This is a genomic window from Amycolatopsis orientalis (genome assembly GCF_000943515.2).
Lineage (GTDB): Bacteria > Actinomycetota > Actinomycetes > Mycobacteriales > Pseudonocardiaceae > Amycolatopsis > Amycolatopsis orientalis.
The window spans coordinates 8015615-8037016 of sequence record NZ_CP016174.1; the positions used below are offsets into that span (position 1 = coordinate 8015615).

A 21402-nucleotide genomic window follows, 5' to 3' on the forward strand; every position below is an offset into this window, starting at 1 on the left:
ACTGAGTCATCGGCGGCACCCGAAAGAGGGACGCCTAGTTAGCGAACCTCACGACTTAGCCCGGATGGCCGTACTGTTTGCCGAGCCGGCGGCGAATCGAGGTCATTCCACTGCGCCATCCGGCCTAAGATCCAAAAGTTCTTGTGCCACAAGGGTTTCCGAAGATGAATGCAGGGGCATCCACCGCCTGTCGGGGGTTGACCGGCAAATATCCGGAGGAGAGATAACGATGCCCACGTGGTTGGTCATCATCATCGTCATCGCCGCCGTCCTGGTGGTGGGCGCGGCCGCTTGGTTCGTGGTCGCCGAGCAACGCAGGCGGCGCTTGCGTGAGACGTTCGGGCCCGAATACGACCGGGCCGTCAAGGAACACGAGAGTCCGCGGGAGGCGGAACGCGACCTTTCGTCGCGGATGAAACGCCATTCGGATCTCGACATCCGCCCGCTGCCGCAGACCACAAAGGACCGGTACGCGCAGGAATGGGCGCTGATCCAGGAACAGTTCGTCGATCGCCCGTCCGGCGCCGTCGTCGAGGCGGACCGGGTACTGGTCTCCCTGATGGCCGAGCGCGGTTACCCGACCGAAGGGTACGACCAGCAGCTCGCGGACCTCTCCGTCCGGCACGCGAACGCGATACGGCACTACCGCGCCGGGCACGACACGCTGGAGCGCCATCGGGAATCCGAAATGTCCACAGAGGACATGCGTGAAGCGATGAAGCATTACCGCGTGGTGTTCGAAGATCTGTTGACCGACGGTGGCGAAGGAGCGGAAAGTCATGGAAAGCAGGCCTCTGGAAACCGAGGGAACGGAACCGCGGACCACGGAACACGTCGCGAGGACGACAGACCGGCTCGACGGGGATCGGACCGCTGACGACCGCGGCGACCTCGGCACCGGAACCGACGGCCGGGACGAGGGCCAGGCGCTGAGCACCGAGGACCTGGTGGCCGCCGAACCCGAGTCCACCACGGAAACCGCCACTGCGGAGTCCACAGAGGACGACGGTGAGCAAACGTTGTTCGACGACACCGACGTCGAGCGCTTCCGCGACAGCTGGCAAGGCATCCAGACGGCCTTCGTGGACGATCCGCGACGGGCGGTCAAGGAGGCCGACGAACTGGTCGCCGTCGTGATCCAGAACCTGGCCTCGACGTTCGCCGACCACAAGAAGGAACTGGAATCCGCGTGGAGCCAGGGCGAACCGGCCACCGAGGACCTCCGGATCGCGCTGCGCCGCTACCGGTCGTTCTTCAACCAGCTGCTGAGGGCGTAACAGCACAAAGCCTCGTGAGTGGTAATGACGGTTAGAACCGTCATTACCACTCACGAGCTTGTGGACGACCCCGGCCGCACGATCATCAGCACCGTCACCACGGCCCAGAGCAGATTGAACATCCCGGTGTACATCGCCACCCGTCCGGCCGTCACCGGTTCCGATGGCGGTTCGGCGTCCAGCGCGGCGAGGATCGCGTTCTGCCCCGGCAAGACCAGCAACGCCAGGACACCGGCGGCCGCGGCGGTGAGGACGATCGACACGAGCACCCACGCGTCACCGAAGACCCGCATACTGCCCGCCGTCGCCAGTCCGAAGAACGGCACCGCGATGCCGACGACGGCGTAGACCCGGCAGATCCGGTTCAGCGCCCGCAACACGGACAGCCCGGACCCCGGTTCGGTGAAAGCGCGGCGCGCGGCGGCCGGGAACATGCTCGCCGCCACGGTGACCGGCCCGATCGCGATGACGGCGGCGAGTACATGCAGGATCAAGAGGACTTTCGACACGCTGCCGAGCCTAAGATCGTCACCCACCCGCCCGGTACCGGTGTTTTCGACAGATATCACAGGATTCCGGCCATCGGCTACGTCCGCTGACGTACGCGAAAAGCCGCTTGGGAACGGATGTGCCGGCGCCTCGCGGCGGACACCATTCGTCACCATGACCATTCCCGTGGACACAGACGAACTCACGAAACGGTACGGCGAGCACCTCGCCGTCGACCGGATGAACCTGACCGTGCTTCCCGGTGAGATCTACGGCTTCCTCGGCCCGAACGGCGCCGGCAAGACGACCACATTGCGGATGTTGCTTGGTCTCGTACGGCCGACCTCCGGCGAGGTGCGGCTGTTCGGCAGGCCGCCCGGCGACCTCGACGGGGTCGGCGCGCTGATCGAATCGCCGGGGTTCTACCCGTATCTGTCCGGTTCGGACAATCTGAAGGTGCTGGCCCGGTACAGCGGAACGGATCCGCGTCGTGTCGGCGAAGTGCTCGCGCTGGTCGATCTGGCCGGGCGCGGCAAAGACCGGTATTCGACGTACTCGCTCGGCATGAAGCAGCGACTCGGTGTCGCGGCGGCACTGCTGAAGGATCCTCGGCTACTGATCCTCGACGAGCCGACCAACGGCCTCGACCCGGCGGGGATGGCCGATATGCGCGTGCTGATCCGGCGGCTCGGCGCGGAGGGCTGCACCGTGCTGCTGTCGAGTCATCTGCTGGGCGAGGTCCAGCAGATCTGCGATCGCGTCGGCGTCGTCTCGCACGGCAGGCTGGTCGCGGAGAACACGGTGGCCGAACTCCGCGGCGGCACGGTGCTGCACGTCGAGGTGGACGAGGTCACGCGGGCCGCCGAGCTGGCGAAGCGCTGGATCGGCGGGGAGAACGTGGCCGCGAGCGGGACCGGCCTCGACCTGACCGTCGACCCGGAGCGCGCGGCGTGGCTGAACCGCGAACTCGTCACGGAAGGGATCGCAGTGCGGGAACTGCATGTCCGCGAACGGGATCTGGAACAGGTGTTCTTCAAGCTCACCGGAGAGGTGGCGGATCATGTGGGGTAGCTGCACGGCCGAACTGGCGAAACTCGTCCGGCGTCCGGCGAACTGGTTCATGCTGGGGATCGCGGTCGTCCTCGGCCTCACGTTCACTTATCTGCTGCCGCTCGCGGGCGCGGCGGGCTCGTCGAGCGGCGCCCCGGGCACGGATCGCGGGCTGGCCGCGACCCTGCCGTCGAACCTCGTCGGCAACTCGATCGGCGGGCTCCCGGTGTTCCTCGGGGCGATCCTGCTCGTGCTCGGCGTGCTGGCCGTCGGCACCGAATACGGCTGGGGCACCTGGAAGACCGTGCTGACACAAGGTCCTTCGCGACTGACCGTCTACAGTGGAAAGTTGTTCGCACTGGCCGTCGCGAGCCTCACCGTCGTGCTGACGAGCTTCGCGACCGGCGCGATCACGAGCGCGCTCATCGCCTCCTCGGAAGGCGAGCCGATGGACTGGCCGTCGCCCGGCTCGCTGGTGACCGGGATCGGGGCGGGCTGGCTGATCGCGATGACCTGGGCGGTGCTCGGCGCGGCGCTCGCCATCGCGATGCGCGGGGTGGCGCTGCCGATCGGGCTCGGCCTGGTGTGGCTGCTCATCGTCCAGAACCTGCTGTTCGGCGTCGCGGCCCCGCTGCTGGACTGGGTCGACACCCTCCAGCTGGCCCTTCCCGGGGCCAACGCCGGTTCGCTGGCCGCGTCGCTCGGCGCCTCGGGTGCGACGCCGGGGGTCGGGGAGCTCGTCGGCATCCCCCAGGCGACGCTGGTGGTGACCGGATATCTGGTGGCCTTCGCCGCCCTCGGCGGCTGGCTGCTGCGGCGCCGGGATGTCCTCTGAACGCGCGTGAAGGCCCCCTTCCCTCGACTCAGCCGAGGTAAGGGGGCCTTCACGCGGGATCAGGCGAGGGCGTCGAGGTCCGCGATGACGTCCTTGGGCAGTTCCAGGTCCGCGGCGGCGATGTTCTCACGGAGGTGTTGCGGCGAGGACGTACCCGGGATCAGCAGGATGTTCGGCGACCGCTGCAGCAGCCACGCGAGCGCGACCTGCATCGGTGTCGCGTCGACGCGGCGGGCGCAGTCGTCGAGCACGCCGGACTGCAGTGGCGTGAACCCGCCGAGCGGGAAGTACGGCACGAACGGGACGCTGATGGCCGCGAGGGCGTCGAGCAGACCGTCGTTGGCGCGCTGCGCGACGTTGTACTCGTTCTGCACGCAGACGACCGGCGCGATGGCACGCGCTTCCTTGACCTGCTCCGCCGAGACGTGGCTGAGGCCGAGGTGCCGGATCAGCCCCTGCTGCTGCAGCTCGGCGAGCACCTCGAACGGCTCCGTGATCGAAACCGGGATCGGGAATTCGCCGTGCGCGCCCGCGAGCCGCAGGTTGACGACGTCGAGCACGTCGACGCCGAGGTTGCGCAGGTTGTCGTGGACCGCGGAGGTCAGTTCCTCACGCGAAAGCGCCGAAGGCCAGCCCTTGTCCGGAGTCCGCTTCGCGCCCACCTTCGTGACGATGTGCAGGTTCTCCGGGTAGGGGTGCAGCGCCTCGCGGATCAGCTCGTTGACCGTGTGCGGGCCGTAGAAGTCGCTGGTGTCGATGTGGGTCACGCCCAGTTCGACCGCCTCGCGAAGGACGGCGATGGCGGTTTCGCGGTCACTCGGGGGTCCCCAGATACCGGGGCCGGACAGCCGCATGGCGCCGTAGCCCATCCGGCTCACCGTGAGATCGCCGAGGGTGAGAGTGCCGCCTGGGCTCATGATCGCTCCTTGTGCAAAGTGGGTCCCCGCCCTCACCTTAGGCAGGGTCGGCCGCCGGGGCGCGCCCGGGAAGGGAGCAAGGGACCTTTGCTATCGCCGAGGGCTCTGACCTGCGCGAACAGTCAACCCGACCAGCTGGTTCGCCAATCCTTCGGTCAGCCCGTCGACGAACATCTCGCGGCCGGCGGGCGCACCCCGTTCGGCCAGGACGGTCGCCACGGCCTCGCCCGGGTTCGCGTAGGGCCACAAACCCGCGACGAGGATGAAGACGGCCTTCGCGAAGTGTCCGGCCGCGTCGGCGTCCAACGGGATCTGGCCGCGGACGACGTCCGCGAGCCGTCCGGTCCGTTCAGCGGCCCTGGTCTTGAACCTCCGGGCGGTCTCCACGGAGATGTTGCGTTCGAGTACGGCGGCCATCGTGCTGATCAGCTCGCACAGCAAGCGCTGCCGCGAGATCGACGTCGCGATCACGGTCGCGACGCACACTTCACGCTCGTAACCAGGCTTCGCGTCGCGAGGAGCGCCTAACTCGCCTTCAAGCTCGTCGAGCCACGCGACCCAGGTCGAGTCGAGGACTTCCAGAAAGATCGCCTCGCGGCTGTCGAAGTACCGCAGCACGTTCGATTTCGCCAGGCCGACGCGATCGCTCAGTTCCCGCAGGCTGATCTGGGAAACGGGCCGCTCGGCCAGGAGTTCGCGCGCCGCCCCGAGAATCGCCGTGCGCCGGGCCGCCACCTGTTCCGGCCGCCGGGCGCGAAGGAATTCGGGGGCCACGCGCCGCACGGTACCAGGCCACCCGGCTGTTATTCGGCCTTCGCCGCCCGCCGGTCCCGCACCCGCTTGTAGCTCCAGATCAGCAGCGCGAACAGGATGATCCCGGACAGGATCAGGCTCGAACCGGTGCTCCAGCCGCCGAGCGGCAGACCGGGCACCAGCCACCACACGACCCCCGCGGCCAGCAGGCCCAGCCCGGCCAGCACCGAACCGGCGATGCGCAGCGGCGACGAAACGCTGTCCTCGGCCGCCTTCATCGCCCTGTCGCGGATGGGGTCGACGTATTTCTCGACCGCCGGGAACTCCGACGCCAGCACGAGCAGCCCCGCGAGCACGAGCAGCAGCCCCGGTCCGGGCAGCACCAGCAGCGCGATGCCGACCAGCAGGAGAATGACGCCCGCGATCAGGATCAGCACCTGCTTCACGGGTTTTCCGATACCCACCGTTTTCTCCTCGCCGTCGTTCCTGTCCCCGATTGTGCCGGTCTCGCCGGGAACGCGCTGGTCCTGCCCGGGTGACGGCCGGTTCGAAAACTTTTCCCCGGACCTGTCTGTTTCGCGCGAAGCCGTTCGTCGGGGTGGTGAACCACCCCCGAAGGACGGAGGACCGCATGCATCCCGACCCGCGCCGATGGCGAGCGCTGGCCCTGCTCTGCACGGCCAACTTCATGGTCATCCTGGACTCGCAGATCGTCGTGCTCGCGGTGCCGTCGATCGAGCGGGACCTCGGTTTCGCCGCCGACGGGACGCATTGGGTCCTCAGCGCGTACCTGCTGAGCTTCGGACTCCTGCTCCTGCCGGGTGGCCGCGCCGCGGACCTGCTCGGCCGCCGCCGGACGTTCTCGGCGGGCACGGCGCTGTTCCTGCTCTCCTCGCTGCTGTGCGGGCTGGCCTGGAGCGACGACGTGCTGATCGCCGCCCGCGTCCTGCAGGGCGTTTCGGCCGCGTTGATGGCGCCGAGCGCGTTGTCGCTGGTGATGACGACGTTCACCGACGACGGCGAACGCACCAAGGCGCTCGCCGCGTGGTCCGGGGTCGGCGGCTTCGGTGCCACGGCGGCGCTGCTCATCGGCGGCACGGTGACGCGGGCGTTCGGCTGGGAATGGGTGTTCTTCCTGAACGTCCCGATCGCGCTGATCCTGCTCGTGGCCACGCCCGCGCTGCTGGAGGAGAGCCGTGACGCCACCCGGCGCGGGGCGCCGCTGGTCCCGTTGCGGATCTTCTCGTCACGGATGCTCACCGGCGGGAACCTGGTGATGCTCACCAGCGCGATGGGCGCGTTCGCCGTCTCGTTCCTGATTTCGCGCTACGCCCAGGAGGTACTCGGCTATTCGCCGCTGCTGTTCGGCGTCGCGACCGCGGTGCTGCCGGTGATGGCGGTCGTCGGGGCCTACGGCGGGCAGGCGCTGATCCCGAAGATCGGCGTCCGGGGTCTGGCGGCCGCGGGCACGGTGCTGCTGGGCGCCGGTTGCCTGACGCTGACCGGTGTCTCACCGGACGGTGCCTACCTGACGGATCTGCTGCCCGGCCTCGCCGCCTTCGGGCTCGGGCTGGGCGCGGCCACGGTCGCCGGGCCGATGGCCGCGCTGGGCGGCGTCGACGCCGGGGACACCGGGCTCGCGTCCGGTATCACCACCGCCGCCTTCCAGCTCGGCGGCGCGCTCGGCGTCTCGGTAGCCTCGGCCGTGTCGGCGGCCTTCACCGGCACCGCGACGTCCTCGGAAGCCGTGACCGGCGGCTTCCGCGCGGGATTCGCGGCCGCCGCCTGCTTCGCGGCGTTGGGGCTGGCGATCGCCCTTTCGGCGCTGCGCCCCGGAAAAGCACTCGTGATGGAGGACTGATGCGCTACATGTTGCTGATCTGCGGGACCCCGGTGCCCGGCGCGGACGGCTGCGACGACCCGCTGGACGAGAAGACGCAGGCGTGGGTCGACGAGATGACCGCCCGCGGGGTGCGGCTTTCCGGCAGCAGGCTGCGGTCGACCGCCACCGCGACCACGGTGCGCCACCACGACGGCGAACTGCTCGTGTCGGACGGGCCGTTCGCGGAGACGAAGGAGCAGATCCTCGGCTACGACCTGATCGAATGCGCCGACCTCGACGAGGCCATCGAGGTCGCGTCGAAACACCCGGTCACGAAGGTCGCGACGATCGAGATCCGGCCGATCTGGCCGACCCCCTGAACCTCGCCACCCCCTCGGCCTCGTGAGTGGTAATGACGGTTCTAACCCTCATTGCCACTCACGAGAGCAAAGGTCCCTTGCTCACTCCCCCGCGCCCAGCAGCTGCTCGAACGGCACGAACCCGCTGCTCTCGGCCACCGCGGGCGCGTCCGACAACCGCGCGGCGAACTCCCGCCCGGCCCGCGAAGCCCGCTTGTCGAGATCGCCCGGAGACGCCCAGTCCGACGAAGCGGCGTACACCGCCGTCGCGACAGGCTCGGCGCGTAGGTAGGCGAAGAGCGGGCGCAGTGCGAAGTCGAGCACCAGCGAGTGCCGCTCGGTCCCGCCGGTGGCGCCGATCAGCACCGGCTTCCCGTCGAGCGCCTTCTGGTCCAGCACGTCGAAGAACGACTTGAACAGCCCGCTGTACGACGCGGTGAACACCGGCGTGACGGCGATCAGGCCGTCCGCGGCGGTCACCGTATCGATGGCCGCGCGCAGGGCCGGGGAAGGAAACCCGGTCAGCATGTTCTTCGTGACGTCGAGGGCCAGGTCGCGCAGTTCGATCAACTCGATCTCCACGTCCGGCAGCACCGCACGGGTGGCCGCGGCGAGTTTGTCCGCGAGCAGCCTCGTCGAGGACGGCTGGCTCAACCCCGCCGTCACCACCGCGATCGTCGTCATGCGGTCACCTCCGAAAGAGCCGCCTTCAGCGAAGCGTGCGTAGGCGCCTCAGGCACGTGAGAAGGGCGAAGCGAGTCGAGTTCCTTGCGCAGCACCGGGATCACGTGTTCACCCAGCAGGTCGAGCTGCTCCAGCACGGTCTTCAGCGGCAGCCCGGCGTGGTCCACCAGGAACAGCTGACGCTGGTAGTCGCCGAAGTGCTCGCGGAAGGTCAGCGTCTTGTCGATCACCTCTTGCGGGCTGCCGACGGTCAGCGGCGTCTGCTCGGTGAACTCCTCCAGCGACGGCCCGTGCCCGTACACCGGCGCGTTGTCGAAGTACGGCCGGAACTCCCGCACCGCGTCCTGCGACTTCGGCCGCAGGAAGACCTGACCGCCGAGGCCGACGATGGCCTGGTCCGCCTTGCCGTGCCCGTAGTGCTCGTACCGCTCGCGGTACAGGTCGATCAACGCCTGGAAGTGCTCCTTCGGCCAGAAGATGTGGTTCGCGAAGAACCCGTCGCCGTAGTAGGCGGCCTGTTCCGCGATCTCCGGGCTGCGGATCGAACCGTGCCAGACGAACGGCGGGACGCCGTCGAGCGGCCGCGGGGTCGAGGTGAACTCCTGCAGCGGCGTCCGGAACTTGCCGGACCAGCTGACCACGTCCTCGCGCCACAACCGGTGCAGCAGGTGGTAGTTCTCGATCGCCAGCGGAATGCCCTGCCGGATGTCCTGCCCGAACCACGGGTACACCGGTCCGGTGTTGCCGCGCCCCATCATCAGATCGACCCGGCCGTCGGCGAGGTGCTGCAGCATCGCGAAGTCCTCGGCGATCTTCACCGGGTCGTTCGTGGTGATCAGCGTCGTCGACGTGGAAAGGATGAGTTTCGACGTCTGAGCGGCGATATGCCCGAGCATCGTGGTCGGCGAGGACGGCACGAAAGGCGGGTTGTGGTGCTCGCCGGTGGCGAAGACGTCGAGGCCGACCTCTTCGGCCTTGAGCGCGATCCGCACCATCGCCTTGATGCGCTCGTGCTCGCTGGGCGCCTCCCCGGTGGTCGGGTCGGTCGTCACATCGCCCACCGTGAAGATTCCGAACTGCATGACCTGCTCCCTCGATCACCGGATCATCTTTGCTTGAGCGTTCAACCTTACGCGTGGAAGATATATTCCCCGCCGTCGGCCCGTTGGTCCAGACCTTCGACGCGGGCTGAACGAGTGACTTGATCGGCTCCGGAAGTGGCCGCCCTCACACTCGGAGCCATGTGGCTCACTTCCCTGCTTGTGACAACGTTGACATTCGCTCTCACGCCGGCCACCACCACTCCCGAACCCACCGTCTCGGCGACGATCTGCGCCAAGTACTGCGACGCCCGCGATCCCGCGCTGGCCGTCGGCGACAGAAGACCCGCGACGGCGTCCGTCTGGAGCCGCGGCATCGTCCTGCACCTGTCCGACGGCGACGACATGGGCTGGGGCAGCATCGAAAACGGCAGCCCCGGCGACGAAGTCTGGCTCGACCGGTCCTTCGACGGCGGCCGCACCTGGGCGAACGACAGCCGGATCGGCGACACGAAGATCCCGTCCGGACAGCGCGGCTGGCGGACGCTGATGTTCAACGTCGACGATCCCGCCACCCACCGCTTCGGCGCCCTGCGCGCCTGCGGGAAGGCGGGCGACCGGCCGGAAATCGCCTGCACACCGTGGTTCCGCACCACGGTCGCCGCGAACACCCGCGCCGAAGCCGCCGCCACCGCGCTCATGCAGTTCTACGACAACGGCACCGGGCTCTGGCAGACCACGGGCTGGTGGAATTCGGCGAACGCGCTCACCGCGATCCTCGACTACAGCACCCGGACCGGCTCACAGAACTACCGCTACGCCATCGGCAACACCTTCGACCGCAACCGCGGCAACAACTTCACCAACGAATACATCGACGACACCGGCTGGTGGGCGCTCGCCTGGATCCGCGCCTACGACCTGACGAAGGACCGCCGCTACCTCGACACCGCCGTCATCGCGGCGAACTACATGTACTCCTATCGCGACGGGACCTGCGGCGGCGGCCTGTGGTGGTCGACGGCGAAGACGTACAAGAACGCCGTCACCAACGAGCTGTACGTCAAGGTGGCCGCGTCACTGCACAACCGCCTCCCCGGCGACACCCTCCAACTGGCGCGGGCACGCGAGGTGTGGGACTGGTTCCGCGCGAGCGGCATGATCAACGGGAGCGGTCTGGTCAACGACGGCCTGAACTCCTCCTGCGCCAACAACGGCCAGGCCGTCTGGAGTTACAACCAGGGCATCGTCCTCGGCGCGCTGGTCGAACTGCACCGCGCGACCGGTGACGCCGCCCTGCTCACCACGGCCCGGCGGCTCGCGGACGCCTCCACCACGACGTCACTGCTGCACGCGAACGGGATCCTGCGCGACCCGTGCGAGTCCGGCGACTGTGGCGCCGACGGGCCGTCCTTCAAGGGCGCGTACGCCAGAGGGCTCGGCGAGCTGGACCGGACGCTGGCGGGCAGGCCGTACCGTGCTTACCTGACGCGCCAAGCGAACGCGACGATCGCGGACAACCGCACCTCGCTCGATCAGCACGGCCTGCACTGGGCCGGTCCGGTCGACCGGATCGACGCGGCCCGTCAGCACAGCGCGCTGGAGGTCCTCACGGCAGCCCTCTGATCACCGGCGTCGGGACGTGCAACCAGGCAAGGACCTCGGTCTCCTTCTCGCGCACGAGCACCTGCCGGTAGCTCATCGTGTCGAGACCGGGTCCGCCCTGGTCCTGGACGTCCTCGTGGAACCGGTCCGAGACGAGTACGACGACGGGGCACGCTTCCGGCGCTTCGGCGAGCGCGTCACGCAGCACTCGCGAGTCGAGGAGCCGGGCCAGCAGCACCTTCGGCCGTCCCGTCACGCCGTACTCGTCGAGCGTGACCTCACCCGCGTGGATCGCCACCCGCACCCGGATCCGCAACGCCGGATCGGTGACAACGTTGTATTTGGCCAGCTCGGCCGCCAGTTGCGAAAGCAGCGGGAGCAGTAGCCGGAACTTCGGGAAGTGCGGTGGGACGACGACGATCATCCCGTCACCGGTATCCCGTTTGAGGCACACGTCCCAGCCGATCCCGCTGGCTTCGAAGGCGTTGGCCAGCAGGCCGAAGAGCATCCGCCGCACCTGGACGAAGATGTCGCTGCTGCGCCCGACCTGGCCGAAGCCGGCGATGTCGATCGAGAACAGCCCGCAGTGCATGCCGGATTCCACCCACACCGTCCGCGGCGGGTAGAGGATCTTCTTCCGCAGCACGGCGAGGTGGACGCACGACACGGCGATGAGCCCGATCGTGCCGAAGAACCACAGGACGGCCGGGACCGTTTCGGGCTCGCTTTCCGGGTCCACGGGTGCGAGCAGATAAATCAGCCCGTAGGCCCAGGCGCCGTAGAGCACCACGTAGAGCAACAGGTACGCGCGGCGCAACCGGAGCGCGGCGTGCACGAACGGCAAGGGCGAGAGTATCCCGAGCGACGCGACGACCACCACGAAATACCAAAGGCTCACCACGCGCCGTATGGTCGAGACACGCGTGGGACCGACTCCGACGGCCACCTTCTTCCCCCCGTCACCGTGTGACACCCGAAACGATAACGCCTCATCCAAGCTCCGGGAAAGCGGCTTGAGGTACCCGCGACCCGGCCATCGGGACGCGGGGTCCGCCACACCCGGGAGCTTCAGAAGAGGAAGCTGTCGGAGGGGGCGGATATCCTCCAGTACGGTGTCGCGTTGAACGCCACCTCCACGAGCAAGTTCGCGAGCCACGACTCCAGGAGAAAGACCCAGTGACTGCTGAGACCCTGTACGGGGCCGACGACCTGACGCATCTCGAGGGTCTGGAAGCGGTCCGCAAGCGCCCCGGGATGTACATCGGCTCCACCGACAGCCGCGGCATCAACCACCTGTTCTCCGAGGTCGTGGACAACTCGACCGATGAAGGTGTGGCGGGTCACGCCACGAAGATCGTGGTCACCCTGCACGCCGACGGCAGCGTCCAGGTCGACGACGACGGCCGCGGCATCCCCACCGGCACGCACGCCAAATCCGGTTTGTCCGGTGTCGAGCTGGTGCTGACGAGGCTGCACGCCGGCGGCAAGTTCGGCGGTTCGGGCTACAAGACCTCCGGCGGTCTGCACGGTGTCGGCGCTTCGGCGGTGAACGCGCTGTCACACCGCTTCGACGTCACGGTGAAGCAGAACGGCAAGGTCCACCAGATGTCGTTCGCGCACGGGGTCCCCGGCGTGTTCGACGGGCCCGGCCCGAAGGCGAAGTTCACCCGCAAGTCCGGGCTGAACCTCACCGGCAAGATGAAGCGCGGCGAACGCTCAGGCACCTCGATCCGCTACTGGTACGACTCGCGCTACTTCGAATCCGGCGCCACGCTCGACGTCGAAGGCGTCCGCGCGAAGATGCGCAACACCGCGTTCCTCGTCCCCGGTGTCACGTACGTGCTGCGCACCGCCGTCGACGATTCGATCAGTGAAGAGACCTTCCACTTCCCCAACGGCCTCGCCGACATGGTCGATTTCCTCGCCCCGGACAGCGAGAAGCCCGTCTGTGGCACGCTGATCATCAACGGCGAGGGGACGTACAAGGAGAACGCCGCCGACGCCAGCGGTGTCATGCAGTCCAATGTGGAGCGTCGCGCGGAGATCGAGGTCGCGCTGCGCTGGGGCACCGGGTACGAACGCACGGTGGAGTGCTTCACCAACACCATCCGCAACGTGCACGGCGGCACGCACCGCCGCGGTTTCGACCGCGCGGTACTGAAAGCCTTGCAGGACGCCATTTCCAAAACCCGCGGGCTGCTGAAGCCCAAGGAGGACATGCCGACGGTCGAGGACGTGCTGGAAGGTATGACGGCGGTCGTGCACGTCCGGCTGCCGGAGCCACAGTTCACCTCGCAGACCAAGGACGAACTGTCCACCGCCGGGATCACCCGGGTCATCCAGGGCGTCGTCGACAAGCACATCCGCGCCTGGACCGAAGAGCGCAAGACCAAGGCCGAGGCCAAGGTCGTGCTGCAGAAGGTGGTCGACGCGGCCCGCGTCCGGCTCACCCAGAAGCAGCAGAAGGACGCGGCCCGCCGCAAGACCGCGCTCGAAGGCGCGGCCATGCCGCCGAAGCTGGTCGACTGCCGCACCACCGGCGTCTCCCGCAGTGAGCTGTTCCTCGTCGAGGGTGACAGCGCGCTGGGGTCGGCCCGGATGGCGCGGGTCTCCGAGTACCAGGCGCTGCTTCCCCTGCGCGGCAAGATCCTCAACGTCCAGAAGGCGTCGCTCGGCGACACGCTGAAGAACGCCGAGATCGCCTCGATCGTGCAGGTGCTCGGCGCGGGCAGCGGGCGCACGTTCGACCTGACGACGATGCGCTACGGCCGGGTGATCCTGATGGCCGACGCGGACGTCGACGGTTCGCATATCCGGACGCTGCTGATCACGCTGTTCGCCAAGTACATGCGGCCGGTGATCGAGGACGGCAGGCTCTACGCCGCGATGCCGCCGCTGCACAAACTGGTCACCAAGGGCCGCAACCCGGAGACCCACTTCACCTTCACCCAGAAGGAGATGGAGACCAAGTTCGCGGAGCTGGAACGCGCCGGCAAGCAGATCGTCACGCCGGTGCCGCGGTTCAAGGGTCTCGGCGAGATGGACGCCGACGAACTGTGGGACACCACGATGAACCCGGCCACCCGCTCGGTCCGCCGGATCACCCTCGACGACGTCGAAGCCGCGGAGAACGCGCTCGAACTGTTGATGGGCGAGAAGGTCGAACCGCGCCGCAACTGGCTGGTCGAATCCTCCGACCGGGTCGACCGCGAAGCCATCGACGCCTGATTTCGTTGCTATTCAAGGAGCTTTGAGCAATGGCACGCCGTAAGGGCACCACCACCAAGGTCGATCCCTCCGCGTTCGACCGGCCCGGCGCGAACGTCTTCGACAACTCGCTGAAGACGGAGATCGAGGACTCGTACCTGGAGTACGCCTACTCGGTCATCCACTCGCGGGCGCTCCCGGACGCGCGGGACGGGCTGAAGCCGGTGCACCGCCGGATCATGTACTCGATGAACGAGAACGGCTACCGGCCGACGCACGCGTACGTGAAGTCGTCCCGGGTGGTCGGCGACGTGATGGGCAAGTACCACCCGCACGGCGACACGGCGATCTACGACGCCATGGTCCGGCTGGCGCAGGACTTCTCGCTCAACGTCCCGCTGGTCGACGGGCACGGCAACTTCGGCTCCCCCGACGACGGCCCGGCCGCCTCGCGGTACACCGAGGCGCGGCTCTCGCCCGAGGCGATGCTGCTGGTCGGCGAACTCGGCGAGGACACCGTCGACTTCCGGCCGAACTACGACGGTTCGCTCGAAGAGCCGTCGGTGCTGCCGGCGGCGTTCCCGAACCTGCTGGTCAACGGCACTTCCGGGATCGCGGTCGGGATGGCGACCAATATGATCCCGCACAACCTGACCGAGGTCATCGGCGCGGCGCGGTGGCTGATCAACCACCCGAACGCCACGCTCGAGAAGCTGATGGAGTTTGTCCCCGGCCCCGACCTGCCGACCGGTGGTTCGTTGCTGGGGCTGGACGAGGTCCGCCGCGCCTACGAGACCGGCCGCGGGGTGGTACGCATGCGCGCCAGCGCCGAGACCGGTCCGCTGGAGGGCAGCCGCGGCCGCCAGGCGATCACCGTCACCGAACTGCCGTACGGCGTCGGCCCGGAGAAGGTGATCGAGAAGATCACCGACGAGGTCAACAAGTCCAAGCGGCTCACCGGGATCGCCGACGTCAAGGACCTCACCGACCGCGAGAACGGCACCCGGCTGGTCATCGAGTGCAAGGTCGGCGTGAACCCGCAGGCGCTGTTGGCGGACCTGTACCGGCTGACGCCGCTGGAGCAGTCCTTCGGCATCAACAACCTGGTCCTGGTGGACGGGCAGCCGCAGACGCTGGGGCTCAAGGCGCTGCTGGAGGTCTTCCTCAGTCACCGCTACGAGGTCGTCACCCGCCGCACGCGCTATCGCCGCCGCAAGCGCGAAGAGCGCCTGCACCTGGTCGACGGTCTGCTGATCGCCTTGCTCAACATCGACAAGGTGATCAAACTGATCCGCGAGAGCGAGAACGCCGCGGCCGCGAAGGACGGCCTGATGAAGCGGTTCAAGCTCTCGGAGATCCAGGCGACCTACATCCTGGACACGCCGCTGCGGCGGCTCACGAAGTACGACCGGATCGAACTCGAGGCCGAGCAGGACAAGCTCCGCGAGGAGATCGCCGAGCTGTCGAAGATCCTCGACGACGAAACGGTGCTGAAGAAGGTCGTCTCGGCCGAACTGGCCAAGATCGCGAAGGACCACCCCACCGAGCGCCGCACCGCGCTGATCGACGGTGACCTCAAGGAGGTCCTCGCCGCGTCGAAGCCGTCCGGTCCGCTGGAGGTCGCCGACGACCCGTGCCAGGTGATCCTTTCGGCCACCGGCCTGGTCGCGCGGACGGCGGCGGAATCGGAGGAGGCGTCGGAAGTGCGGCGCCGCAACGGCCGCGTCAAACACGACTCGGTGGCCGCCGTCGTGCACTCGACCGCACGCGGTCAGGTGCTGCTGGTGACCAACCGCGGCCGTGCGTTCAAGACCGACGTGCTGCCGCTGCCGGTGCTGCCCGAGCAGGCGGGCACCGTCTCGCTGCGCGGCGGCATGGCCGCCAAGGAACTGGTTCCGCTGGAGAAGGGCGAGCGCGTCATCGGCCTGGCCCCGCTCGGCGAACAAGCCGCCGGCTCCCCCGGCCTCGCGCTCGGCACGAAACTCGGCGTGGTGAAGGTATGCGCGCCGGAATGGCCGGTCCGCTCGGACGAGTTCGACGTGATCAGCCTGAAGGACGGCGACGAGGTCGTCGGCGCCACCTGGCTCACCGACGGCAACGAGATACTGGCGTTCCTGTCGTCCGAAGCGTCGCTGCTGCGTTACCCCGCTTCGCTGGTGCGACCGCAGGGTCTCAAGGGCGGCGGCATGGCCGGGATCGCCGTACGCGGCGAGGCGGAAGTGGTCTTCTTCGGCGCGATCCGCACCGATGACGCCGAACACGGCGAGCCGATGGTCGTCACCGCGACCGGCGCGAGTGTGAAGGTGACCCCGTTCAGCGAGTACCCGGCCAAGGGCCGCGCGACCGGCGGTGTCCGGGCACAGCGGTTCCTCAAGGGTGAGACTCGCCTGATCGTCGGCTGGATCGGCCCGCGCCCCGCCGGTGCCGCCCGCAACGGCGACCCGGTGGAACTGCCCGAGGTCGACGTCCGCCGCGACGGCTCCGGCCACGCCCACCCGGGCCCTGAGGTCGTCGGTCACCTCATCGAACGCGACTGACCCCTACTCCCTGCGGACGTTGCCCCCCGCCAATGTTATGAACGGGACTTTCATTGCAAATTTTGCAATGAAAGTCCCGTTCATAACACGCGTGCCCATCCTGCGGTCCCGAGGACGCGGGGCCGCGAGCCGAAGGGCGCTTTCCCCGTATCCGACTGGCCCCGGCTCCCCGACCACCCCGCGCCCGCCGCTGACGCTCCCCGCGGCCGCTCCGCTCACCGCCCCAGCAGCCCCTTCGCGATATGCGTCACCTGGATCTCGTTGCTCCCCGCGTAGATCATCAGCGACTTCGCGTCCCGCGCCAGCTGCTCCACCCGGTACTCGGCCATGTACCCGTTGCCGCCGAACAGCTGCACGGCCTCCATCGCCACCTCGGTCGCCGCCTCCGACGAGTACAGCTTCATCGCCGAAGCCTCGGCCAGCGTCGGCATCTTCCCCGCGCGCAGCGTCTCGACCAGCTGGAAGACCATGTTCTGCACGTTGATCCGCGCGACCTCCATCTTCGCCAGCTTGAGCTGGATCAGCTGGAACCGCCCGATCTCCTGGCCCCACAGCTTCCGGTTCTTCGCGTAGTCAACGCAAAGCCGATGGCACTCATTGATGATCCCGAGCGCCAGCGCCGCGACACCCACCCGCTCGACGGCGAACCCGGACTTCACCTCGGCCTTGCTGTCGCCGTCACGGCCGGTCTCGGATTCGCCGAGCAGCCTGTCCCTCCCAAGCCGGACGTCGCTGAAGAACAGCTCACCGGTCGGCGAGGACATCATGCCCATCTTCTTGAACGGCTTGCCCTGCGTGAGCCCGGGCATCCCCTTGTCCAGCACGAACGTCAGCACCTTGCGGTCCCGCACCTCCGAGCCGTCGTCGAGCTTCGCGTAGACGATGATCGTGTCGGCGTACGGGCCGTTGGTGATGAACGTCTTCTGTCCATTGAGGACATACTCGTCGCCGTCACGCCGCACCGACGTCTTCATCCCGCCGAAAGCGTCCGAGCCGGAGTCGGGTTCGGTGATCGCCCAGGCGCCGATCTTCTCGAAGGTCGCCAGCCCGGGCAGCCAGCGTTCCTTCTGCGCCTGCGTTCCCTTGGTCAGGATCGTCTGCGCGGTCAGCCCGATGCTCACCCCGAGCGAGGCGACGATGCCGAGGCTGACCCCGGCCAGTTCGCTCACCGCGATGAGCGCCATCGCCTCCTGCCCGCCGAACGCCAAACCACCGCCACCACCGGAGCCCCGGTCCTTCGACAGCAGTTTCGACACCGATTCCCGCGCGAGCGCGTCGATCCCGAACGACGCGAACATCTTGCGGATGATGTCGTACGGCGGCAGCGTCCCGCTTTCCAGCGCGTCGAGGTGCGGCCGGATCTCCTTGTCGACGAACTCGCGGATCGCGTCCCGGATCAGCAGCTCGGTCTCGGACCACTCGATCACGGCAGCCTGGCCGCGATGTCGTCGATCTCCCAGGCTTCCTCGGTTTCGATCACCTTGACGTCGTGCCAGCCCGCGAGTTCCGAGATCGCCCCGCCCTGCACCGCGAAGACCTTGCCGGTGAGCGGGCATTTCTCGGTCGCGAGGTAGGCCACCAGCGGCGAGATGTTGGCGGGGGAGAACGCGTCGAACTCCCCTTCCTCGACCTCCTGCGCGAAGATCGCGCCCATGCCCGGCGTCGCCAGCGTGAGCCGGGTGCGCGCGATCGGCGCGATCGCGTTGACCCGCACGCCGTACCGCTCCAGCTCTTCGGCCGCGACCAGGGTCAGCGCGGCGATCCCCGCTTTCGCCGCGCCGTAGTTGGCCTGTCCCGCGTTCGGCAGTGTGACGCCGGACGCCGACGCGGTGTTGATCACCGAACCCGCGACCTGCTCCCCGGCCTTGCTCGCGGACTTCCAGTACGCGGCCGCGTGCCGCAGCACCGCCGCATGCCCCTTGAGGTGCACGGCGATCACGGCGTCCCAGTGGGACTCCTCCATCCCGGCGAGGAACGCGTCACGCAGGATGCCGGCGTTGTTCACGACGACGTCGAGTTTGCCGAACTCGCCCACCGCTTGCGCGATCAGTTCCTCGGCACCCGCCCAGTCGGCGACGTTGGCCGTGTTCGCCACCGCCTTCCCGCCCGCGGCGCGGATCTCGTCGACGACCTCCTGTGCCGGTCCCGTGTCGGCGCCGCTGCCGTCGTTCGCGCCGCCGAGGTCGTTGACCACGACGCTCGCGCCCTCCCGCGCGAACAGCAACGCGTGTTCGCGGCCGATCCCGCGGCCGGCGCCGGTGATGACGGCGACCCGCCCGTCGAGTGCTCCCATGACTTTGCTCCTACTCCGCGAATTCCGCGAGACCGTCCTTGAGCACGACGGTGTCGCCGACGGTGGTTTCGAACGCATGGCTTCCGTCGCCCGCGTGCCAGATGCGCGTCGTCAGGTCCTGGCCCGGCAGCACCGGTTTGGCGAACCGGACGGCGAACCGCTTCAGTCTGTCCACATCGGACCCGGCGACCTCGGTCAGCAACGCCCACGACGCGAACGCCATGGTGCACAGGCCGTGCGCGATGATCCCCGGCAGTCCCGAAGCCTTCGCGACCTCTTCGTCGAGGTGGATCGGCATCGGATCGCCCGCCGCGGGCGCGTACCGGTACGTCTGGTCGTCGTCGACGTGCTGGCTCACCTTCGCCACCGGCGGCCGCGCGCGCAGCGCTTCGTCGAACTTGTGCTCCGGTCCGAGTTCGCCCCGAGTCTCGCCGGTGTCGAACCCGCGCACGAACAACGTCACGTACTGCTCGTTGACCAGGTCGCCGTCCTCGGTGCGGCATTCGAGGTGGATGGTGCCGCGGGTGCCGTTCGGCAGGCCTTCGTACCCGGTCATCCGTGCCCGGGACACGAGCTTGTCGCCGGGCCGGATCGGCCGGTGGAAGCGGAATTCCTGTTCCCCGTGCACGATCCGGCCGAACAACCCGACCGGGACGACCTCCAGCGCGGGTTCCATCAGCGACTCGAACACCGGCACGATCGCGAACACCGGGCTCGCGACGTCCCCGGCGAGATGCGCCGGGATCGGGTCGTTCGTGGCCTTCGCGTACTCGATCAGCCGTTCGCGGGTCACCTCGAACCGGGACTCACCGGTCCACTTGCCGAGCCCGCCGGGATCGAACCGCTCGTCGGTCACGCGACCAGCGCCTTGAAGTTCTCGAGCGAGGCGTCGAGGTTCTTCTTGCCGTCCTTCTCGACGGCCTTGCCGAGCGCGCCGACGATCATCTGGCCCGCGAACTCCGCGTCGATGCTGGCGAGCGAGCCGTCGCCGGACGGCGCCACGGACAGCTCGAACTTGACCTTCACCCCGGCCATCCCGGTCCCGGAGATCGCGAGCTTCGACGGCGCCTCGAACTCGTCGACCGTCCAGGTGATCGTGTTCGGCATGCCGAGCATCGTGACGACCTCGGAAGCCTGCGCCCCTTTGGAGAACTCGGTCGGGACGTCACCCTTCCACTTGGTGTGGATGGTCAGCCATTTCTCGAAGTTGTTGGGGTTGGAGAACTCCGCCCAGACCTTCTCGGGCGAGGCGGGGAGTTCGACGGAGGCACTGATCTTGCCCATGGTTCTTCCTTTCGGGATCAGCGCTCGGCGCGCTGGTAGGCGGTGACGACGGCGGCGCCGCCGAGTCCGATGTTGTGCTGCAGCGCGGCTTCGACGCCGTCGACCTGCCGCTTGTCCGCGGTGCCGCGAAGCTGCCAGGTAAGTTCGGCGCATTGGGCGAGACCGGTGGCGCCGAGCGGATGCCCCTTGGAGATCAGCCCGCCGGACGGGTTGACGACCCATTTGCCGCCATAGGTGGTGTCCCCGGAATCGACGAGCTTCCCGGCTTCCCCTTCGGCGCAGAGTCCCAGCGCTTCGTAGAGCAGGAGTTCGTTGGCGGAGAAGCAGTCGTGCAGTTCGATGACCTGGAAGTCACCCGGCCCGAGACTCGCCTGGTCGTAGACCTGGCGCGCGGCCTGGACGTTCATGTCGTAGCCGATGATGTTCTTCGCGGTACCGTCGAATGTGCTCGCGAAGTCGGTGGTCATCGCCTGACCGACGATCTCGACCGCCTGTCCCGCGAGCCCATGTGAGTCCACAAAGGACTCACTGGCCAGGATCGCGGCGCCCGAACCGTCCGAGGTCGGCGAACACTGGAGCTTGGTGAGCGGGTCGTAGATCATCCGTGAGTCGAGGATGTCCTGCAACGAATAGCTTTCCTGGAACTGGGCGTACGGGTTGTTCACCGAATGCCGGTGGTTCTTCTCGCCGATCTTGGCGAAGTGCTCGGCGGTCGTGCCGTAGGTCTTCATATGCTCGCGGCCCGCCGCGCCGAACATCCACGGCGCCGGCGGGAAGAGCACCTCGGAGATCTCCGCGAGCGCCTGGAGATGCCTGCCCATCGGCTGCTCGCGGTCGTCGTAGGTCGAGCCGAGCGATCCCGGCTGCATCTTCTCGAACCCGAGCGCGAGCACGCAGTCCGCGCGGCCGCCCCGGATCGCTTCCGCGGCGAGGTAGAGCGCGGTCGAACCGGTCGAGCAGTTGTTGTTGACGTTGACCACCGGAATCCCGGTCATGCCCAGTTCGTAGACCGCGCGCTGCCCCGACGTCGACTCGCCGTAGACGTAGCCGACGTAGGCCTGCCGCACCTCGTCGAAGGAGATCCCGGCGTCGGAGAGCGCCTTGGTCCCCGACTCCTTGGCCATCTGCGGGTAGTCCCAGCCTTCGCGGCGGCCGGGCTTCTCGAATTTCGTCATGCCCACGCCGACGACGTACACCTTGTTGGCCACCACGACGCTCCTTGTCGTTGCCGGGTCGCTGCTGAGACTGAA

The 21402-nt window shown here is 68.0% G+C and carries 21 protein-coding genes; 9 read left to right on the forward strand and 12 right to left on the reverse strand.

Features of this window, described 5'->3' with window-relative positions; translation table 11 throughout:
• Window positions 1-229: 229 nt before the first annotated feature.
• Complete coding sequence (locus tag SD37_RS34680; protein ID WP_044856316.1) at window positions 230-877, forward strand: hypothetical protein; 648 nt, start codon at window positions 230-232, stop codon at window positions 875-877.
• On the forward strand, window positions 780-1277 hold the full coding sequence (locus SD37_RS34685; RefSeq protein WP_083255170.1) for a hypothetical protein: 498 nt from the start codon (window positions 780-782) through the stop codon (window positions 1275-1277). Before SD37_RS34680 ends, SD37_RS34685 begins: the two co-directional genes overlap by 98 nt.
• A 50-nt stretch (window positions 1278-1327) precedes the next feature.
• Here the strand turns inward: SD37_RS34685 and SD37_RS34690 are convergent, their stop codons facing one another.
• Window positions 1328-1786, reverse strand: a complete 459-nt coding sequence (locus tag SD37_RS34690; RefSeq protein WP_037307770.1) for a membrane protein — start codon at window positions 1784-1786, stop codon at window positions 1328-1330.
• A 154-nt stretch (window positions 1787-1940) separates the two neighbouring features.
• On the opposite strand from SD37_RS34690, the gene SD37_RS34695 reads away from it, so the two are divergent.
• Both SD37_RS34695 and SD37_RS34700 read left to right on the forward strand, forming a co-directional pair.
• Complete coding sequence (locus SD37_RS34695; protein WP_044856317.1) at window positions 1941-2837, forward strand: ABC transporter ATP-binding protein; 897 nt, start codon at window positions 1941-1943, stop codon at window positions 2835-2837.
• A complete protein-coding gene (locus tag SD37_RS34700) occupies window positions 2827-3651 on the forward strand; it encodes an ABC transporter permease (protein WP_044856318.1) in 825 nt (274 codons plus the stop codon). Before SD37_RS34695 ends, SD37_RS34700 begins: the two co-directional genes overlap by 11 nt.
• A 59-nt stretch (window positions 3652-3710) precedes the next feature.
• On the opposite strand, the gene SD37_RS34705 is transcribed toward SD37_RS34700, so the two are convergent.
• The 3 genes from SD37_RS34705 to SD37_RS34715 all read right to left on the reverse strand — a co-directional run bounded on the left by SD37_RS34705 (window position 3711) and on the right by SD37_RS34715 (window position 5785).
• A complete protein-coding gene (locus SD37_RS34705) occupies window positions 3711-4568 on the reverse strand; it encodes an oxidoreductase (protein WP_044856319.1) in 858 nt (285 codons plus the stop codon).
• A gap of 90 nt (window positions 4569-4658) precedes the next feature.
• A complete protein-coding gene (locus SD37_RS34710) occupies window positions 4659-5342 on the reverse strand; it encodes a TetR/AcrR family transcriptional regulator (RefSeq protein ID WP_044856394.1) in 684 nt (227 codons plus the stop codon).
• 29 nt (window positions 5343-5371) lie between these two features.
• Window positions 5372-5785, reverse strand: coding sequence for a PGPGW domain-containing protein (locus SD37_RS34715; protein ID WP_044856320.1), 414 nt, complete (start codon window positions 5783-5785; stop codon window positions 5372-5374).
• Between the two features lie 167 nt (window positions 5786-5952).
• Here SD37_RS34715 and SD37_RS34720 point away from each other — a divergent pair, with 167 nt between their 5' ends.
• Together SD37_RS34720 and SD37_RS34725 are read left to right on the forward strand one after the other, a co-directional pair.
• Window positions 5953-7182 (forward strand): MFS transporter, encoded by a 1230-nt coding sequence (locus tag SD37_RS34720; RefSeq protein WP_044856321.1) that lies wholly within the window; start codon window positions 5953-5955, stop codon window positions 7180-7182.
• Window positions 7182-7523: a YciI family protein gene (locus SD37_RS34725; RefSeq protein ID WP_044856322.1), complete on the forward strand. Its 342-nt coding sequence runs from the start codon at window positions 7182-7184 to the stop codon at window positions 7521-7523. The genes SD37_RS34720 and SD37_RS34725 overlap by 1 nt, the downstream gene beginning before the upstream one ends.
• Window positions 7524-7604: 81 nt before the next feature.
• On the opposite strand, the gene SD37_RS34730 is transcribed toward SD37_RS34725, so the two are convergent.
• Window positions 7605-8186, reverse strand: coding sequence for an FMN reductase (locus SD37_RS34730; protein WP_044856323.1), 582 nt, complete (start codon window positions 8184-8186; stop codon window positions 7605-7607).
• On the reverse strand, window positions 8183-9268 hold the full coding sequence (locus SD37_RS34735; protein ID WP_044856324.1) for an LLM class flavin-dependent oxidoreductase: 1086 nt from the start codon (window positions 9266-9268) through the stop codon (window positions 8183-8185). The genes SD37_RS34730 and SD37_RS34735 overlap by 4 nt, the downstream gene beginning before the upstream one ends.
• A gap of 159 nt (window positions 9269-9427) precedes the next feature.
• Here SD37_RS34735 and SD37_RS34740 point away from each other — a divergent pair, with 159 nt between their 5' ends.
• Complete coding sequence (locus SD37_RS34740) at window positions 9428-10852, forward strand: glycoside hydrolase family 76 protein (protein WP_052675161.1); 1425 nt, start codon at window positions 9428-9430, stop codon at window positions 10850-10852.
• Here SD37_RS34740 and SD37_RS34745 read toward each other — a convergent pair.
• Window positions 10836-11732: a hypothetical protein gene (locus tag SD37_RS34745; protein WP_236725190.1), complete on the reverse strand. Its 897-nt coding sequence runs from the start codon at window positions 11730-11732 to the stop codon at window positions 10836-10838. The genes SD37_RS34740 and SD37_RS34745 overlap by 17 nt on opposite strands.
• 275 nt (window positions 11733-12007) lie before the next feature.
• Here SD37_RS34745 and SD37_RS34750 point away from each other — a divergent pair, with 275 nt between their 5' ends.
• On the forward strand, window positions 12008-14059 hold the full coding sequence (locus SD37_RS34750) for a DNA gyrase/topoisomerase IV subunit B (RefSeq protein ID WP_044856326.1): 2052 nt from the start codon (window positions 12008-12010) through the stop codon (window positions 14057-14059).
• Between the two features lie 29 nt (window positions 14060-14088).
• Window positions 14089-16575 carry a DNA gyrase/topoisomerase IV subunit A gene (locus tag SD37_RS34755; RefSeq protein ID WP_044856327.1) on the forward strand — a complete coding sequence of 829 codons (2487 nt, stop codon included), beginning with the start codon at window positions 14089-14091 and terminating at the stop codon, window positions 16573-16575.
• Between the two features lie 215 nt (window positions 16576-16790).
• On the opposite strand, the gene SD37_RS34760 is transcribed toward SD37_RS34755, so the two are convergent.
• From SD37_RS34760 to SD37_RS34780, 5 genes are read right to left on the reverse strand one after another with little or no spacing between them, the layout of a single operon-like run.
• Window positions 16791-18002 carry an acyl-CoA dehydrogenase family protein gene (locus SD37_RS34760; RefSeq protein ID WP_044856328.1) on the reverse strand — a complete coding sequence of 404 codons (1212 nt, stop codon included), beginning with the start codon at window positions 18000-18002 and terminating at the stop codon, window positions 16791-16793.
• Window positions 17999-18868, reverse strand: coding sequence for an SDR family oxidoreductase (locus SD37_RS34765; RefSeq protein ID WP_044856329.1), 870 nt, complete (start codon window positions 18866-18868; stop codon window positions 17999-18001). Before SD37_RS34765 ends, SD37_RS34760 begins: the two co-directional genes overlap by 4 nt.
• A 10-nt stretch (window positions 18869-18878) precedes the next feature.
• Window positions 18879-19724, reverse strand: a complete 846-nt coding sequence (locus SD37_RS34770) for a MaoC/PaaZ C-terminal domain-containing protein (RefSeq protein ID WP_044856330.1) — start codon at window positions 19722-19724, stop codon at window positions 18879-18881.
• Window positions 19721-20152, reverse strand: a complete 432-nt coding sequence (locus tag SD37_RS34775; RefSeq protein WP_044856331.1) for a type II toxin-antitoxin system Rv0910 family toxin — start codon at window positions 20150-20152, stop codon at window positions 19721-19723. Before SD37_RS34775 ends, SD37_RS34770 begins: the two co-directional genes overlap by 4 nt.
• Window positions 20153-20169: 17 nt before the next feature.
• Complete coding sequence (locus SD37_RS34780) at window positions 20170-21363, reverse strand: lipid-transfer protein (RefSeq protein WP_201788860.1); 1194 nt, start codon at window positions 21361-21363, stop codon at window positions 20170-20172.
• Window positions 21364-21402: the final 39 nt, after the last annotated feature.

What these genes read in the sequence shown, in the direction of transcription:
- SD37_RS34775 (WP_044856331.1), bottom strand. Translation starts at nt 20,152, where the DNA reads ATGGGCAAGATCAGTGCCTCCGTCGAACTCCCCGCCTCGCCCGAGAAG.
- SD37_RS34705 (WP_044856319.1), bottom strand. Translation starts at nt 4,568, where the DNA reads ATGAGCCCAGGCGGCACTCTCACCCTCGGCGATCTCACGGTGAGCCGG.
- SD37_RS34740 (WP_052675161.1), top strand. Translation starts at nt 9,428, where the DNA reads ATGTGGCTCACTTCCCTGCTTGTGACAACGTTGACATTCGCTCTCACG.
- SD37_RS34700 (WP_044856318.1), top strand. Translation starts at nt 2,827, where the DNA reads ATGTGGGGTAGCTGCACGGCCGAACTGGCGAAACTCGTCCGGCGTCCG.
- SD37_RS34755 (WP_044856327.1), top strand. Translation starts at nt 14,089, where the DNA reads ATGGCACGCCGTAAGGGCACCACCACCAAGGTCGATCCCTCCGCGTTC.
- SD37_RS34735 (WP_044856324.1), bottom strand. Translation starts at nt 9,268, where the DNA reads ATGCAGTTCGGAATCTTCACGGTGGGCGATGTGACGACCGACCCGACC.
- SD37_RS34725 (WP_044856322.1), top strand. Translation starts at nt 7,182, where the DNA reads ATGCGCTACATGTTGCTGATCTGCGGGACCCCGGTGCCCGGCGCGGAC.
- SD37_RS34680 (WP_044856316.1), top strand. Translation starts at nt 230, where the DNA reads ATGCCCACGTGGTTGGTCATCATCATCGTCATCGCCGCCGTCCTGGTG.
- SD37_RS34695 (WP_044856317.1), top strand. Translation starts at nt 1,941, where the DNA reads ATGACCATTCCCGTGGACACAGACGAACTCACGAAACGGTACGGCGAG.
- SD37_RS34685 (WP_083255170.1), top strand. Translation starts at nt 780, where the DNA reads ATGGAAAGCAGGCCTCTGGAAACCGAGGGAACGGAACCGCGGACCACG.
- SD37_RS34720 (WP_044856321.1), top strand. Translation starts at nt 5,953, where the DNA reads ATGCATCCCGACCCGCGCCGATGGCGAGCGCTGGCCCTGCTCTGCACG.
- SD37_RS34765 (WP_044856329.1), bottom strand. Translation starts at nt 18,868, where the DNA reads ATGGGAGCACTCGACGGGCGGGTCGCCGTCATCACCGGCGCCGGCCGC.
- SD37_RS34730 (WP_044856323.1), bottom strand. Translation starts at nt 8,186, where the DNA reads ATGACGACGATCGCGGTGGTGACGGCGGGGTTGAGCCAGCCGTCCTCG.